Origin of the sequence: Veillonella orientalis (assembly GCF_018406505.1) — a bacterium.
GTDB classification, from domain to species: Bacteria; Bacillota; Negativicutes; order Veillonellales; family Veillonellaceae; genus Veillonella; species Veillonella nakazawae.
In genome coordinates this window covers 1,821,677-1,837,253 of the sequence record NZ_AP022322.1, presented here as the reverse complement: position 1 = coordinate 1,837,253, position 15,577 = coordinate 1,821,677, and the positions used below count along the sequence as shown (strand labels likewise).

General features: G+C 42.7%; 11 protein-coding genes and 1 other RNA gene. 11 read left to right on the top strand and 1 reads right to left on the bottom strand.

The annotated features are described in order from the left end of the window. Window positions 1-150: 150 nt before the first annotated feature. Together VEIS1202513_RS08485 and VEIS1202513_RS08480 are read left to right on the top strand one after the other, a co-directional pair. Complete coding sequence (locus tag VEIS1202513_RS08485) at window positions 151-816, top strand: AzlC family ABC transporter permease (RefSeq protein ID WP_178886042.1); 666 nt, start codon at window positions 151-153, stop codon at window positions 814-816. Then, window positions 809-1,147: a branched-chain amino acid transporter permease gene (locus tag VEIS1202513_RS08480; protein WP_305847105.1), complete on the top strand. Its 339-nt coding sequence runs from the start codon at window positions 809-811 to the stop codon at window positions 1,145-1,147. Before VEIS1202513_RS08485 ends, VEIS1202513_RS08480 begins: the two co-directional genes overlap by 8 nt. Window positions 1,148-1,226: 79 nt before the next feature. Here VEIS1202513_RS08480 and VEIS1202513_RS08475 read toward each other — a convergent pair whose 3' ends face one another. Continuing rightward, window positions 1,227-2,078: an aldo/keto reductase gene (locus VEIS1202513_RS08475; RefSeq protein ID WP_213467297.1), complete on the bottom strand. Its 852-nt coding sequence runs from the start codon at window positions 2,076-2,078 to the stop codon at window positions 1,227-1,229. Window positions 2,079-2,171: 93 nt separating this feature from the next. Between VEIS1202513_RS08475 and VEIS1202513_RS08470 the strand changes: the two genes are divergently transcribed. From VEIS1202513_RS08470 to recR, 9 genes are all read left to right on the top strand, one after another. Continuing rightward, the gene (locus VEIS1202513_RS08470; RefSeq protein WP_371732215.1) at window positions 2,172-3,308 is read left to right on the top strand and encodes an efflux RND transporter periplasmic adaptor subunit; all 1,137 of its coding nucleotides are present in this window, start codon (window positions 2,172-2,174) and stop codon (window positions 3,306-3,308) included. A gap of 52 nt (window positions 3,309-3,360) precedes the next feature. After that, window positions 3,361-4,296 (top strand): DUF2156 domain-containing protein, encoded by a 936-nt coding sequence (locus tag VEIS1202513_RS08465; RefSeq protein WP_060924459.1) that lies wholly within the window; start codon window positions 3,361-3,363, stop codon window positions 4,294-4,296. Between the two features lie 144 nt (window positions 4,297-4,440). Further along, window positions 4,441-5,634 (top strand): GNAT family N-acetyltransferase, encoded by a 1,194-nt coding sequence (locus VEIS1202513_RS08460; protein WP_213467295.1) that lies wholly within the window; start codon window positions 4,441-4,443, stop codon window positions 5,632-5,634. A 1-nt stretch (window position 5,635) separates the two neighbouring features. Beyond that, on the top strand, window positions 5,636-6,505 hold the full coding sequence (locus VEIS1202513_RS08455) for an RluA family pseudouridine synthase (RefSeq protein WP_213467294.1): 870 nt from the start codon (window positions 5,636-5,638) through the stop codon (window positions 6,503-6,505). A 296-nt stretch (window positions 6,506-6,801) separates the two neighbouring features. Then, the gene (gltB, locus tag VEIS1202513_RS08450) at window positions 6,802-11,385 is read left to right on the top strand and encodes a glutamate synthase large subunit (RefSeq protein ID WP_213467293.1); all 4,584 of its coding nucleotides are present in this window, start codon (window positions 6,802-6,804) and stop codon (window positions 11,383-11,385) included. Between the two features lie 113 nt (window positions 11,386-11,498). Then, window positions 11,499-11,598: signal recognition particle sRNA small type (gene ffs / locus VEIS1202513_RS08445), an RNA gene on the top strand. Window positions 11,599-11,764: 166 nt separating this feature from the next. Further along, window positions 11,765-14,527, top strand: coding sequence for a DNA polymerase III subunit gamma/tau (gene dnaX / locus VEIS1202513_RS08440; protein WP_213467292.1), 2,763 nt, complete (start codon window positions 11,765-11,767; stop codon window positions 14,525-14,527). A 123-nt stretch (window positions 14,528-14,650) separates the two neighbouring features. Beyond that, window positions 14,651-14,980 carry a YbaB/EbfC family nucleoid-associated protein gene (locus VEIS1202513_RS08435; protein WP_213467291.1) on the top strand — a complete coding sequence of 110 codons (330 nt, stop codon included), beginning with the start codon at window positions 14,651-14,653 and terminating at the stop codon, window positions 14,978-14,980. Beyond that, window positions 14,981-15,577, top strand: coding sequence for a recombination mediator RecR (recR, locus tag VEIS1202513_RS08430; RefSeq protein ID WP_004694915.1), 597 nt, complete (start codon window positions 14,981-14,983; stop codon window positions 15,575-15,577). It abuts the gene before it with no gap.

Here is a 15,577-nt window from a genome sequence, read left to right as displayed (position 1 = left end):
ATTATTGTTCAAATTAGTTTTATCGTCTAGAAGAGGACTAAGATTAGTTTTGACTATCGTTTACATAATATATAATGTATGATTTCGAAAGGAGAAAATCCTTTGAGTGACATAAAGTATCGAAGTGCCTTTTCTTTTGCATTTCCTATCATGGTTCCTATGGGCATAAGTTTCTTTTTCATAGGCTTAGGATTTGGTTTATATGCTACGAGCCAAGGATTCCCTTGGTGGACGGCGCCTGTTTTAGCAGCCACTATTTTCGCAGGTTCCATGGAATTCGTAACTATTGGCATGCTTATGGCGGGCTTTGATCCGTTAAACGCTTTTGTTTTGACCATGTTCGTCAATGGCCGCCACTTCTTCTATGGTCTATCTGCGCTGCAGAAATATGTACATATGGGATGGAAATGGTTCCCTACCGTAGCTTGGATGTGTGATGAAAGCTTTGCTATTAATATGGCTACAAAATTGCCTGATGATGTAGATGAAAAGTGGTTTTATTTCCACGTGTCTTGGCTCAACTATGTATTCTGGGTATTTAGTACCTTTATAGGCGGTTTATTTGGTAATCTATTGGCTGCTGTAGATTTACGAGGCATTGACTTTGTATTACCTGGACTATTCATTGTGGTATTCCTTGAAATGCTACTTAATGCAAAGAATAACAAAATTAGAGCCTTTGGTGTAGCTGGTGCAGCTATGGCGATCGTGATGCTCTTGTTGGTGGGAAAATCACTCTTTATGCTTTTATCTATGAGCTGTATGTTGGTAGCCTGCTATATTGCGTACAAGTGGGGAGGTGTACATCTTGACTAGTACAGAAATGGTCATTACTGTTGCTATTGTTGTGGCAGGTACATTACTTACTCGTTTTGGAGCTTTCCTCGTGTTTCCACAAGGAAAAAAGGCACCGGACTTTGTGCTCTTTTTAGGCAAGGCTTTGCCGACTGCCGTTATGGGTATGCTTGTAGTATATACCTTTAAGGAGACCGTTGTTTTATCGTATCCATATGGTATTCCTGAGCTTATTGCCTTACTAGTTACGGTAGGATTACATTTATGGAAACGTAATATGCTCGTATCGATTGCGGCAGGAACAGTTATCTATATGATACTTATACAAGCCGTCTTTAATGTGCCTAAATAGAATAAAGTACAATAAAATAAATAAACCACTTATATCTATTCCTAAAGGAAGATGATATAAGTGGTTTTATTTTTATATTCTATTTTAATTGTAATAATCTTTCTAGACCTGGCGCGGTGTGGTGGTCTTCCAAGAAGTCTTGTTGATCTAATAATTCCATAACGTCCATGTCGATGTTAGTAAGCTTGAAGTCGAATACATCAAAGTTAGCCTCCATGTGGCTTACATTATTTGCCTTTGGCAATGGAATGATGCCTCGTTGGATGTGCCAACGTAAGATGATTTGGTGTTTACTAACGCCGTACTTTTCAGCCAAGCTCTTGATGATAGGGTGGTCAAATACAGGTTGGCGATCACGAGTAAATGGAGACCACGCCATACCTACTACTTGATGTTTACGCATTAATTGTAATAAGGACTGACGTTGGTTAAACGGGTGACACTCGATTTGGTTCACCACAGGCTTTACATTACAGTGGTATAGCAAGTCGATGAGGCGATCTTCGTAAAAGTTAGAGAGACCTAGACCACGCAATACATTTTGGTCGTATAACTCCTCCATAGCGCGCCAAGAACCATAGTAGTCGCCAAGGGGTTGATGTACTAGCATGATGTCGATATAATTAGTGTCTAATTTCTTTAGAGAGCTTTCAACAGCGCGCATTGTATTATCGTAGCCTGCGTCGGTGTGCCAAATTTTTGTAGTAATAATGATATCTGTACGATTAACGCCAGATGCTTTGATACCTCTACCAACGGCCTCTTCGTTGCCGTAGTAGGCGGCTGTATCAAGTAATCGATAACCTACGCCAAGTGCATTACAAACGGCTTGCTCCGTTTCTCCTTCGGTGCCTGTTTTATAAGTGCCATAACCGATAGAAGGAATGAAGCTGCCGTTATTTAATATTCTAAAGTCCATCCGTTCTTCCATAAGAACCTCCGTTATATCCATAAATTAAAGGAATTAGCTTTCATACAATTCTAATTGATTTTATGATATACTAAGGTATTGATAAAAATCAATATGACAGGAAGTGACAGAATGAAATTAAAACGAATTTATTCGGTAGTTGCTATGCTTGGTGTTGTGATGATGGCCTTAGCCATTGCTGGTTGCGGTACGAAAACTGTATCCGTTGCTGATGTAACATACAAGGATATGCCGCTACAGATTCATAATGATGCCAATGTAACAGCTCTTAACAAGGCGACGGTAACGCCGACGTTGACCGGGCAGGTCGCGTATGCTGTAAAAGTAGGCGATCAAGTACAACAAGGTCAAACCTTGGCCACTGTAGATACATCGGCTTTACAGCAACAGCTAGCATCCTTACAAGGTCAGTTAGCGCAAGCCTCAGCTCAGTCCTATGCGACATCCGTTACAACTACGACGGCAGCATCTGTGGATAGTGGTCAATTAGCACAAGCTCAAAAGATGCGTGAAGCGGGTATGATTACTCAAAAAGAATATGATCGCATTGTAGAGCGGTCTCAGCCACAAACTACGACGGTAACAACTGGTGGTGGCGGTGGTGGTGCCAATACGGCAGCTATTGAGGCTCAAATTGCTCAAGTATCTGCACAAATGGCAGCATCTACAATCGTAGCGCCTATAGCTGGTACAGTGACTGCTATTTACAATGAAGACCGTCAAATGGCCATTGCAGATCGTCCGTTCATGATGATTCAACAATCTACACCAATGGTAGCTTCTCTTAGCATCCCTCGTGATGCGGCGATGAAATTGGGTACACCAGATGCTAAAAAGGGTATTAAGGTACTCCTCAAGGTAGGTGACCAAGAGTTACCAGGTGAATTGACATATGTAGATGTGACTCAGCCAGAAAATGTGCCAAGCGTTCTTGTGAAAGCTACTTTCAACAATGACAAAGGCCTAATCAAGGCTGGCGAATTCTATACGCTTATCATCGAGTCAGATATAAAAGCGAAGATGCTCACTGTACCAAGCAAAGCGGTTCGCGAAAACCAAGACGGCAAATACGTATATGTATTGACTGAAAATAATACAGTTGACGTACGTGTCGTTGAGGTTGGTATGACAGAAGACGATAATGTAGCAATTATTTCAGGACTAAACGAAGGCGATAAGGTAATTACAACCGACGGAAACTTTGAATTAGGCGAATCTGTTAAATTATAATGAACGACCATGTGGTGATAGGTACCCATGGTAAATACCTCGACCGAGGAATTTGATAGGAGGGATTATTATTTTAGAATTTAAACGTTTTGAACTAAGAGACAAACCATTAATCGACAAATATTTTGAACAACATCATTATGAAGCATCTGATAATTGCTTTACTACATTATTTATGTGGCAAGATGCGTATGGTATTCGTTGGGCTGAGGAAAACGGCGTATTGTATATCCAAGGTGGCGGTAAACGTGAACCATTCCTATTGCCTCCGTTTGCCGGTAAAGATGCAAAGTTCCTTGATGGTTTGTTACGCGCTAAAGAATGGTTCGTAGAAAATAATTTGCCATTCCTTTTCAAAGGTGTTAGCAAAGTTGTAAAAGAGCGTATGGAAGAGTTATGTCCTGGGCGTTATGAATTTACACCTGACCGCGACAACTACGAATACATTTACAAATCTGAAGATCTTATCAACTTATCTGGTAAGAAGTTCCGTCAAAAGAAAAACCATTTGAACCAATTCCGCATGCAATATTCTAACTATGAATATATGCCAATTACAGAAGATATCATTCCATTGTGCCGCGAAACAGCAGCATCTTGGGTAGAAACTCATCATGAAGAAGGTATCGAAGATGAATTGGTTGCTATTAACTTATTATTCGATAATTGGGAAACACTAGGCCTTAAAGGTGGCGCCATCAAATTGTTTGGCCGCGTTGAAGCTTTCAGTATCGGTGAATTATTGAATGATAAAATGGCGTTGATTCACATTGAAAAAGCAAATCCAGATATCCGTGGTTTGTATCAAGCAATCAATAATGAATTCATTCGTCATGAATTTAGCGAAGTAGAATTCATCAACCGTGAAGAAGACATGGGCTTGCCTGGTCTTCGCCAAGCAAAAGAATCTTACAATCCAGATCATTTTGCTGAAAAATATGACGCAGTATATGCTAATGAAGCAGATAATGCAACAGGCGGTAAATAAAAATCTGAGCTATGAAGTCGATGCGCTTCATAGCTCATTTTTGTTATAATAGAAGTGTTAGCCTATCTATTTGATTATATTTTGCATCATCATGGTGATGCCACAGATAGAGAGTAGTTTTTATACTATAACGAGGATATACTTATGGAATATAGAATTGCAACAGCTCAAGATACGCCACATGTGGAAAATCTATGGGCGTACTGCTTTGAACCAAAGGAAGATCCATTCTTCCAATATTACTTTACAAATTGCTATGAACCAGAAAATACAATGGTTGGTCTTGAACAAGATCAATTATTGAGTACCGTTCATTTGCGTCAATATAATATCAATGTTCGTGGTGCTGTATTGCCTACAAGCTATATGGTTGGCGTAGCCACACATCCAGCGGCTCGTCGTGGTGGCGTAGGTGGTGCGTTGTTAAAGGCTTCTCTTGAAGAACTTCGCAACCGAGGTCAAGCATTGACGATTTTGATGCCTTCCAAGGCTGCATTCTACCAACAATATGGTTGGGAACTCTATGCTCATCAATGGGTGAACGCTATGTCTCTTGAAGACTTGCGCCCTATGACTGATAAATCCTTGAGCTTTGGTTTACTTAATAGCGTTGACCAATGGACATTGCTTGATCCTGTATATAAAACATATACAGCCCGTCTTTCTGGTTATGCAGAGCGCGGTGAAAAGGAATGGAAACGCTTGCTCGGCAGCTTCTTTGCGGAAGGCGTGAATATCGCTGTAGTGCGCAATGATGAAGGGAGTATTGAAGGCTATGCGGTATATCGCTTAGGTCAACCAGAAATTCCAGTATCCGAATTAGTCTATACTACACGTCGTGCACAACGAGCATTGTTGAACTACTTCTATAATCACCGTTCTCAAGGCACTACGATTCGTTGGAATGAGGGCCTTCACGATACATACTATCGCTTCTATCCAGATGGTAAAAGCGGACATTCCACAATGCCGTACATGATGAGCCGTATTGTAGATGTGAAAGCTGCCTTCGAATCCATTCCTGTAAACCCAGAGGCTTTGATGATGCCTATTACAATGACCTTTGGTGTGAAAGATAGCCTTTGTGAGTGGAATGAAGGACGCTATGAAGTCCAATATGGCGGCGCATTGACACCAACTGTTAAAAAGGTGTCTGACACATTAGATGGGGACATAGATATTACTGTTGAAGTCGGCGCTTTAAGCCAACTCTTAATGGGCACATTAACCGCTCGTGATCTTGCTTTTGAAGGTAAACTTTCAGCTAATGAGGAATGGCTAGAATTCTTCGATATTCTCTATCCTGAACAAAAAACATATATTAACGAATGGTGGTAATATGAGCTGGAAAACGTATACAGTGAAAGAACCAACAGAATTGACGGTCTCTAAATATGTAAAGGAACGCTTTTCATTATCCTCTCGAGATATTCAAATGATGTTCCGCAAGAAACGGGTGAAAGTAAATAGTCGTGTAGCCCATTCCCAGCGTTCTCTCAAAAAGGGTGATGTATTAACTTTGGAATTACCACAGGATAAGGACTATGGCGTCGATGTAGAAAAAGGTCCTATTACAGTTCTCTACGAAGATGCTCATACCTTGGTGGTTGATAAAGCTCCATTCATGCTTGTTCATCCAGCGGGACAAACTAAATCTGGTACATTGAGTAACTATGTGGCTGGGTATTATGCGAAAAAAGGTGTAGTTCACAAGGTGCGCCCTGTACATCGTCTTGACCGAGATACATCTGGTTGTATTCTCTTTGGTAAAACAAAGGAAGCTCAGCAATATTACACTGATGAATTACAAGCTGGTCGTATCGACCGTATCTACACAGGCTTAGTTGAAGGCTGTATTAATGAAGATGGCGTAGTTGATGAACCTATTGGTGTTGATCCAGTATTTGATAATCGCCGTGTCATCGATGAGTTTGGTCAACCGGCTCAAACGGAATATACCGTTCTTGGTCACGAAGGCGAACATACGCTATTGAAGTTTAAATTATTAACCGGTAGAACACATCAAATCCGTGTGCACATGGAACACATTGGTCATCCTATTGTGGGAGATGCCATGTATGGGGTACGCAATAAACCCTATACACGTCAATGCTTACATGCGTCAGAACTCACCTTTGTACCCTATGGTAAGGACGAGGCTATGACGGTAACCTGTGAAGTAGGGGACGACTTTGGTCGTGAGAAGTAGTAATTGTGTATTTGTGTATACAAAAAACAATAGTGATAAAAATGCATAGTCTATGACTTAAAGTCATGGACTATGTTTTTTTTATATTTTCAATTCACAGTGGACAGGAGTATACTATGTATAGACAAAAATTCTATAGAATTTAAAATTTAGATGAGGTTATGGACGGTTACAGCCGATAATATCACTATAGAATGGATTCTTTAGAAGTAGTTTATAGTTATACTTTCACCAAGACCGAACGGAACGATGCCGCAGCGCTTGGGATGATCAAGTGATATGAAGGAGTGCACGTTATGGATATGAATCAGAGCACAATCGAGCAACAACGTCTAGATCAAGCTAGACTAGAAGCTAATGGTATGTACAGCAGCCAATTTGAAAAGGATGCGTGCGGCATGGGCTTTGTCGTTAATATTAAAGGTAAAAAATCCCACGATATTATCGATGATGGTTTGCGTATTTTAGAGCGCCTTGAACACCGTGGTGGTGCTGGTGCCGATAAGGACACAGGGGATGGTGCCGGTATTTTGGTACAAATTCCTCATGAGTTCTTTAAACGCGAATGCGAAGTGCTTGGTATCAACTTGCCTGCAGCTGGTGAGTACGGCGTAGGTATGATATTTGCCCATAAATATGAAAGCCTCCGTAACGAGCAAAAACGCATTTTTGAAGAGGTTGTACGCGAAGAAGGTCAAGTTGTTCTTGGCTGGCGTGAAGTACCAGTAGATGGTACAAAGGTTGGTAAAGAAGCAGCTGCTATCCGTCCTTGGATGATTCAAATCCTCATCGGCAAAGGCCCAGACGTAACTAATAATAAAGAATTTGAACGTAAATTATATATTATTCGTAAATTAGCAGAAAAACGCATTGTTCCATTGAGCAAGGAATTATCTAGTGATTTCTATATTGCATCCTTGTCCTCTAAGACAATCGTATATAAAGGTATGTTGACACCTGGTCAATTGCGTGACTTCTACCTTGATTTGAGCGACCTTGACTTTACATCTGCATTGGCTATGGTTCACTCCCGTTTCAGTACGAATACATTCCCAAGCTGGGCTCGGGCGCATCCTAACCGTTTCTTAGTGCATAATGGTGAAATTAACACAATCCGTGGTAACGTAAACTGGATCAATGCTCGTGAAGGTAAAGCGGAATCTCCATTATTCCCAGATATTAAAAAGGTATTCCCTGTAGTAGATGACAGCGGTTCTGACTCCGCTATGTTCGACAATACTTTAGAATTCTTGCACATGACAGGTCGTTCCTTGCCTCATGCGATTATGATGATGATTCCTGAACCTTGGGAACGCAATAATCTCATGAGCCAAGAAAAACATGACTTCTATGAGTTCAATAGCTTCATGATGGAACCATGGGATGGTCCTGCCGCTATGGGCTTCACTGATGGTACTGTTATCGGTGGCGTACTTGACCGTAATGGTTTGCGTCCTGCTCGTTACTATGTAACAACTGATGATCGCGTTATCATGGCGTCCGAAGTGGGTGTAGTAAACGAAAATGCTGAAAATATTCGCGCTAAAGGTCGTTTGGAACCGGGCAAAATGCTTCTCATCGATACAGAGGAACAACGCATTATTTCCGACGAAGAAATCAAACAACGCGTTGCTACTGAATTGCCATATGATGAATGGGTAAAAGAGCACGTAATCCACTTGTCTGAAATTACGCAAGCTGATGAAAGCGATATTCCAAAAGTAGACGATTTGTTCAAAAAGCAACAAGCCTTTGGTTATACTCAAGAAGATCTTGTGCGTATGATAGTACCTATGGCAAAAGATGGTAAAGACCCTGTAGGTGCAATGGGTGCCGATGCTCCACTTGCTATCTTGTCTGATAAACCACAATTGTTATACAGCTACTTCAAGCAAATGTTCGCGCAAGTAACAAATCCTCCAATTGACTCCATTCGTGAGGAAATGGTTACATCTACTCGTGTTATGCTTGGTAACTCTGGTAACTTAACAGATCCTAATAAAGCTGGTACCTATGCGTTGTCCATGCGTACACCAATTCTTACAAATCAAGAATTGGCGTCCATTAAGGCTCTTGACTGCCGTCGAATGAAATCTGTTACATTGCCAATCCTCTTTGACCCAACTAAGGGTGCGGATGGCTTGCGTGATGCGTTGACTGAATTGTGCGAAAAAGCAGAAGAAGCAGCACGTACAGAGCAAAATGTATTGATTTTATCCGACCGTGGAGTCGATGAAAATCATGCACCAATTCCAGCGTTGTTAGCTGTAGCAGCTGTTCATAATCACTTAATTAGAAAAGTATTGCGCACAGAAATTGGTCTTATCCTCGAATCTGGTGAGCCTCGCGAAGTACATCATTTCTGTACATTGATCGGTTATGGCGTAACAGCTATCAATCCTTACTTGGCTCTTGAAACTGTACGCGATTTACAAGCTCGTAAACGTCTTGGTGATATTACACCTGAACAAGCAGAAAAGAACTACATTAAAGCAGCTGTAGGCGGCATTATGAAGGTTATGTCCAAAATGGGCATCTCCACAGTTCGTTCCTACCATGGTGCCCAAATCTTCGAAGCTTTGGGCTTGAATACCAACTTTATTAATAAGTTCTTCGTAAATACACCAACACGTATTGGCGGTATTGGTCTTGTAGGCGTTGCCAATGAAGCATTGGCTCGTTATGACCGTGCTTTCAAATCCGATGAATCTGTGCTTGAACCAGGTGGTTGGTATGGCCCTGTAAAAGATGGGGAAGAGCATTTGTTCAACCCTAAAACAATTGATCTTTTACAAGAATCCCTTATTAACGGTGATTACGCAAAATATAAAGACTACTCTAAAGCGATTCGCAACGATTACCATGTAACATTGCGTTCTTTGATGGAATTGAACTACCCTGTAGGCGGCGGTATTCCTATCGAAGAGGTTGAACCTGAAGAATCTATCGTAAAACGCTTTAAAGCGGGCGCTATGAGTTATGGTGCTATCAGTAAAGAGGCTCATGAAACGATTGCTATCGCTATGAACCGTCTTGGTTCCACATCTAACTCTGGTGAGGGCGGCGAAGATGTAGCTCGCTTCAAACCATTGCCAAATGGCGACAGCATGAACTCCGAAGTAAAACAAATTGCATCTGGCCGTTTCGGTGTAACTGCAAATTACCTCATTCATGCAAAAGAGTTGCAAATTAAATGCGCACAAGGTGCTAAACCAGGCGAAGGTGGTCAATTACCAGGTAAGAAAGTATACCCTGAAATCGGGAAAGCTCGTCACTCCACTCCAGGCGTTGAACTCGTATCTCCACCACCACATCATGATATTTACTCCATCGAAGACTTGGCTGAGTTGATTTACGATTTGAAATGCGTTAACAAAGATGCTCGTATTTCCGTTAAATTGACATCTGAAGCTGGCGTTGGTACTATCGCTGCTGGTGTGGCAAAAGCAAAAGCAGATAATATCTTAATCTCTGGTTACGATGGTGGTACAGGTGCGGCAGGCCGTACATCTGTAAAACACGCTGGTGTGCCTTGGGAATTAGGCTTGTCTGAAACTCATCAAACATTGATGCTCAACAGATTGCGTGACCGCGTTAAATTGGAAGTAGACTCCAAGTTGATGACTGGTTTCGACGTAGCCGTTGCTGCTATGCTTGGCGCTGAGTTATTCGGTTTCGGTACATTGCCACTCGTTGCTGTAGGCTGTAAAATGGCTCGTGTATGTAACCTCAACACATGCCCTTATGGTGTAGCCACACAAGATGAAAAATTGCGTGCTCGTTTTACAGGTAAGCCTGAGTACGTAGAAAACTTGATGATCTTCATCGCTCGTGAATTGCGTGAAATCATGGCTCGCTTAGGTATACGCTCCGTAGCTGAACTTGTAGGCCGTATCGACCTTGTTCGTCAAAAATCTCAAGACGATAACTTCAAATTGTCTCGCGTTGACCTTAAACGCGTATTGTTCCATCCATACATCGATGCATCTGTAGGTCATATGCACATGATTGACCAAGATCACGAATTGGAACGCACATTGGACATGTCCAAGCTCTTGCGTATGTGCCGTCCTGCCATAGAGGACCAAAAACCAATTCGCGCTAAATTGGCTATCAACAACATTAACCGTGTTGTAGGTACCTTGGTTGGTTCTGAGGTGACACGTCGTTATGGTGAAAGCGGCTTGCCAGATAACACAATCAAGTTGAACTTTGAAGGCTCTGCAGGTCAATCCTTTGGTGCTTTCATTCCTAAAGGCATGACATTAGAACTTGAAGGTGATGCGAATGATTACCTCGGTAAAGGCTTGTCCGGTGGTACAATTACTGTATATCCTCCTAAGAAATCCATCTTTGAAGCTGATGAAAACATCCTTATCGGTAACGTTGCCTTCTATGGTGCCACATCTGGTACAGCCTACATTAACGGTGTTGCTGGTGAACGTTTCGCTGTTCGTAACAGTGGTATCACAGCTGTTGTAGAAGGTGTAGGCGACCATGGTTGTGAATACATGACTGGTGGCGAAGTGCTTGTACTCGGTAAAATCGGACGTAACTTCGCAGCAGGTATGTCCGGTGGCTATGCGTACATCCTCGATTGCGATGAACGTTATGTAAACACAGGTCTAGTAGAATTACGTCCTGCTAATAATGATGACCTTAAACGCATTAAAGAATTAGTAGAACAACACGTATTGCACACTAATTCCGCTAAAGGCCGTCACATCCTTGAAAATTGGAATAACTTTGTAAATAGATTTACAAAAGTCGTACCTGTAGCATATGAAGAAATGCACGCTGCTATTGAACGCTATAAAGAACAAGGCTTATCCTTGGAAGAAGCTCAATTGGCTGCATTCAAAGAAAAATATTCAAAATAATTTCTAATCTAATTGAATATCCTTTAGATAAGACATATGAAATGCCTCTATAGCTTTGACTATAGAGGCATTTTCATGTATAATATTTGTATTGCAATATTGGATCATGGCAGTTCTCGGGCCTGTGCAATGGGGGCCTGTGAATCGTGTCAGGACTGAGAGGTAGCAGCACTAAGCGGTAACCCTCATGTGCCACGGGGAACCCGGGGGCTGTCGTGATCGAATATTGCAAGGCGGCCTATGGGGCCGCTTTTTTTATGCTTAATTGATAGAGGGAAATGGGGCGTATAAATTAATGATAGAACTCTATAAAATGAGTAAGATTTCCGTGAATATGGTATAATAAAGTATTGTAATTTTCGGAAAAGGGGGTGTTCCAATGGCATATATTGCGTTATATCGTAAGTACCGTCCACAGACGTTTACCGATGTGGTTGGTCAGCATCAGGTGTCTGATACATTGATGCGTGCTATCCGCGAAGATAAGGTGGCTCATGCGTATTTGTTTGCTGGTCCGCGAGGGACTGGTAAGACGAGTATGGCTAAGATTTTCGCGCGCGCTATCAATTGCGAGCATGGGCCAACGGATCATCCTTGTAACGAGTGTAGTGCTTGTAAATCGATTTTGAGCGGTCAGTCCATGGACGTTCTTGAAATCGACGCTGCATCCAATCGTGGTATCGATGAGGTGCGTGCTCTTCGTGAAAGCGTCAAATTCATGCCGGTTGAAGGCCGTAAAAAGGTGTTCATCATCGACGAAGCCCACATGCTCACAACTGAGGCGTGGAATGCGCTTTTAAAAACTATCGAAGAGCCACCGGCTCACGTTATGTTTATCTTTGCTACTACAGAAATTGAAAAATTGCCTGTTACTATCGTGTCTCGTTGTCAGCGCTATACCTTTAGACGCATTACCTCTGATGATATCGCACAGCGTTTATCCTATGTAGCGGAAAAGGAAGGCTTTGGCTTAGATCCTGCAGCAGCACAGCTCATCGCTGTCCATGCAGATGGCGGTTTGCGCGATGCGTTGAGTATCTTAGACCAATGTGCCGGTATGGCAACAGGCACTATTACGCCGCAAGTAGTAGAAGAACTGATTGGTCTTGTTAGCAAGGAATGGATTATTCATTTCCTTGATGCGCTGCGCAACGGGGATGGTCCCAAATTGTTGTCCTATATCCACGATGCCTTAGCAGAAGGTCGTGATGCGACGCAGATTATGGAAGCCCTCATTCAGCACGTGCGGGCCTTACTAGTTGGTAAGGTCGCACCTGATGCGGATGAGCTCAAGGTATATGATGCCTTTAAGGCTGAGTTTTTAGCTCAAGCTGAAAGCATCGATTTTAATGAGCTTAATCAGTATGTGCGCAGTGCGCAATCCATCATGAATGATGCAAAACAAGTGGATAATCCACGAACTATTATCGAAATGGGCCTTTTGGTGCTTTGTGCTAAATTAGGCTCTGTTGATGAAAGCTTAGAAGACCGTGTGTATGCATTAGAGTCTTCAGAACGATCTGAACGCAACGATTTATTGAATCGCATGGCTCAATTAGAACAACGAGGTCCAGCTGCCGTAACTGCACCTGCTTATGGTGCTAATTCCTTTGGACCGCCAGGTGGTTATGCCAATAGTTTTGTTTCTGTAGATAATGCTGCTGTACAGAATGCTTCCATGAGTAGTACTCAAAATAGTACTGTTGGTACTGTGCCGCCTCTAAGTGGAGTGGGGATGACACCACCGCCTGCGAGTGTAGGCATGACACCTCCACCTATGAGTGCACCAGGTAGTATACCGCCTCCTATGAATGGAGTAGGCATGGCTCCGCCTCCAATGGGCAGTATTAGTATGGCGCCACCAAGTACAAGCAGTGCGCCAGAACGATCGGCTAGAAATCAAGCCAAAGGTCGTGGTAAAAAAGGTATTAGTACACAGGCTATCATTAGTGATCAAATCTTGTCGGCTCAAGAGTATCGCAATGTACAGTCCAATGTTATTAAATACTTGAAGGACAGCAATCGCAATATGACCTCTACCGTAATTGGACAAGGTCAACTTGTATACGTAGACCAAAGCAAGGCGGTTATGGCCTTCAAAAATACATTGCATCTCAATGTAATGACCAACGAAGTAAACTTAGCAGAAGCAGCAGATGCTTTCACCTATACGCTAGGCTATCCAGTACATGTAGAAATTGTTGATGCCCTCACACAAGTTTACAAAGACTATAAAAAGGCCTCTGGTAGTACGACGCAACACCAAGTAAAAGCGCCGCAACGTCCACCAGAACCGATGGTTGACGTACAGAAAACCTCTGGTGGTCAACCGGCACAAATGGATTTAACAAATCCATCGGCACCACAAGGCACTAATAATGCTCCAGTGGGAAATAGCTCAGCAGGAGCTAATAGCGCTCAAGGTAGTAACGCGTCACAAGCTCAACAACCTATCGCACAAGTTGGAGGTCCTACAACTGATGAGCAATCAAGTAAGCCTGATTCTACAGCGGTAGATGCGGCAAAGGCCGCAGCGTTAGCCTTCTTGGCGAAAAAGTCGGGCGGTGCTGCTGTAAGTGCCACAACTGGTGCTGATACGAGTGAGGTCGGAGCAGAAACATCACCAACTGGTAGAGATGTACCGATTACATCCTTTGATGGCAGTCCGTCTGTACCCGTTCCAGATGGAGAAATCCCTATCGAGTCTCTAGCAGGTTCTATTGAAGGCGATGATATTCCAGTTCATTCCTTTGATGATGTTCCTGTAGACGATATGGAGGAATCTTACGTATCATCTTTAGATGATATGCCACCACATCCGTTAGATAGTGTTACTGTTATTAGCGATGATGGGGAGGTCTTAGAACGCCCTATGGATAGCGGTGCCCATATTGAGGTAGAAGCTGTCCCAAAGTCTAATGGGGGCGAACAACAGGGAACCCCTTATCAAAGTGATGATCATGCTATGCTTTCACAAGCACCTATTGAAGTGGCGCCCATCGATAGCGTGACGGTAGCTCGTGAATACGCATGGGATCCAGAGCATATGACAGAAGAGGAGCGAAACAATCCTCTCTTGGCAGAAACATTAGAGAAATTATCTGAAGACCACGACATTATCGTCGAGGTCATTGAAGAATAAATTTTTGAGTATACCTGTTGGTCCTAAGGCCGTAGGTGACACATATGTTAAAATCTATGTCGCATGTTAGAGTTATGGGCATAGACAGTTAGTAAGGACAAGATCCTAAAAGGAGGAATTACAATGTTTGGTAAAGGTATGGGCAATATGGCTGGCATGATGAAAAAAGTTCAAAAAATGCAAGCAGATATGAAGAAAATGCAAGAAGAATTAAAAACTCGTACAGTAGAAGCTTCCGTTGGTGGCGGTGCTGTAACAGTTGTAATGAACGGCGAAAAAATCATCGAGTCTTTGAAGTTGAACCCAAATGCAGTTGATCCTGAAGACGTAGAAATGTTAGAAGATTTAGTAATGGCTGCTGTAAACGAAGCTAGCAAAAAAGTAGACGACCTCTTGGCTCAAGAAATGGGCAAAGTAACTGGTGGTCTTAACTTGCCAACAGGTTTATTCTAAATGACAAACGCTTTAGAACGGCTCGTAGAGCAGCTGCGCCGCTTGCCAGGTATCGGCTCCAAGTCGGCTAGACGCTTGGCCTATCATTTGGTAGAAATGCCGAAGGAAGAGGTAGACCGTCTCGTGGAAACCATCGTAGAAGCGAAGGGGGCTACACGTCACTGTTCTATTTGCTTTAACTTATCAGCTCAAGACCCTTGCGAATTCTGTAGCAATCCGAACCGCGATCAAACGACGATTATGGTCGTTGAAACATCTCGCGATGTCATTGCTATTGAGCGCAGTGGTGACTATAAGGGCTTATATCACGTATTGGAAGGCGCCTTGTCCCCTATGGAGGGCATCGGTGCTGACGATATTCGCGTAAAAGAATTGATTGCTCGCCTTCGAGATGGTGTCGTACAAGAGGTTATCCTCGCTACTGACCCAGACGTAGAAGGGGAGGCGACAGCTCTCTATTTGGCTCGTTTATTAAGCCCAAGTGGCATTAAGGTAACGCGTATTGCCCGCGGTGTTCCTGTGGGTGGCGATATCGAATATGCCGATGAATTAACGTTAGGCGGTGCCGTAGTGAACCGCCAAGAAATGAAAGGATAA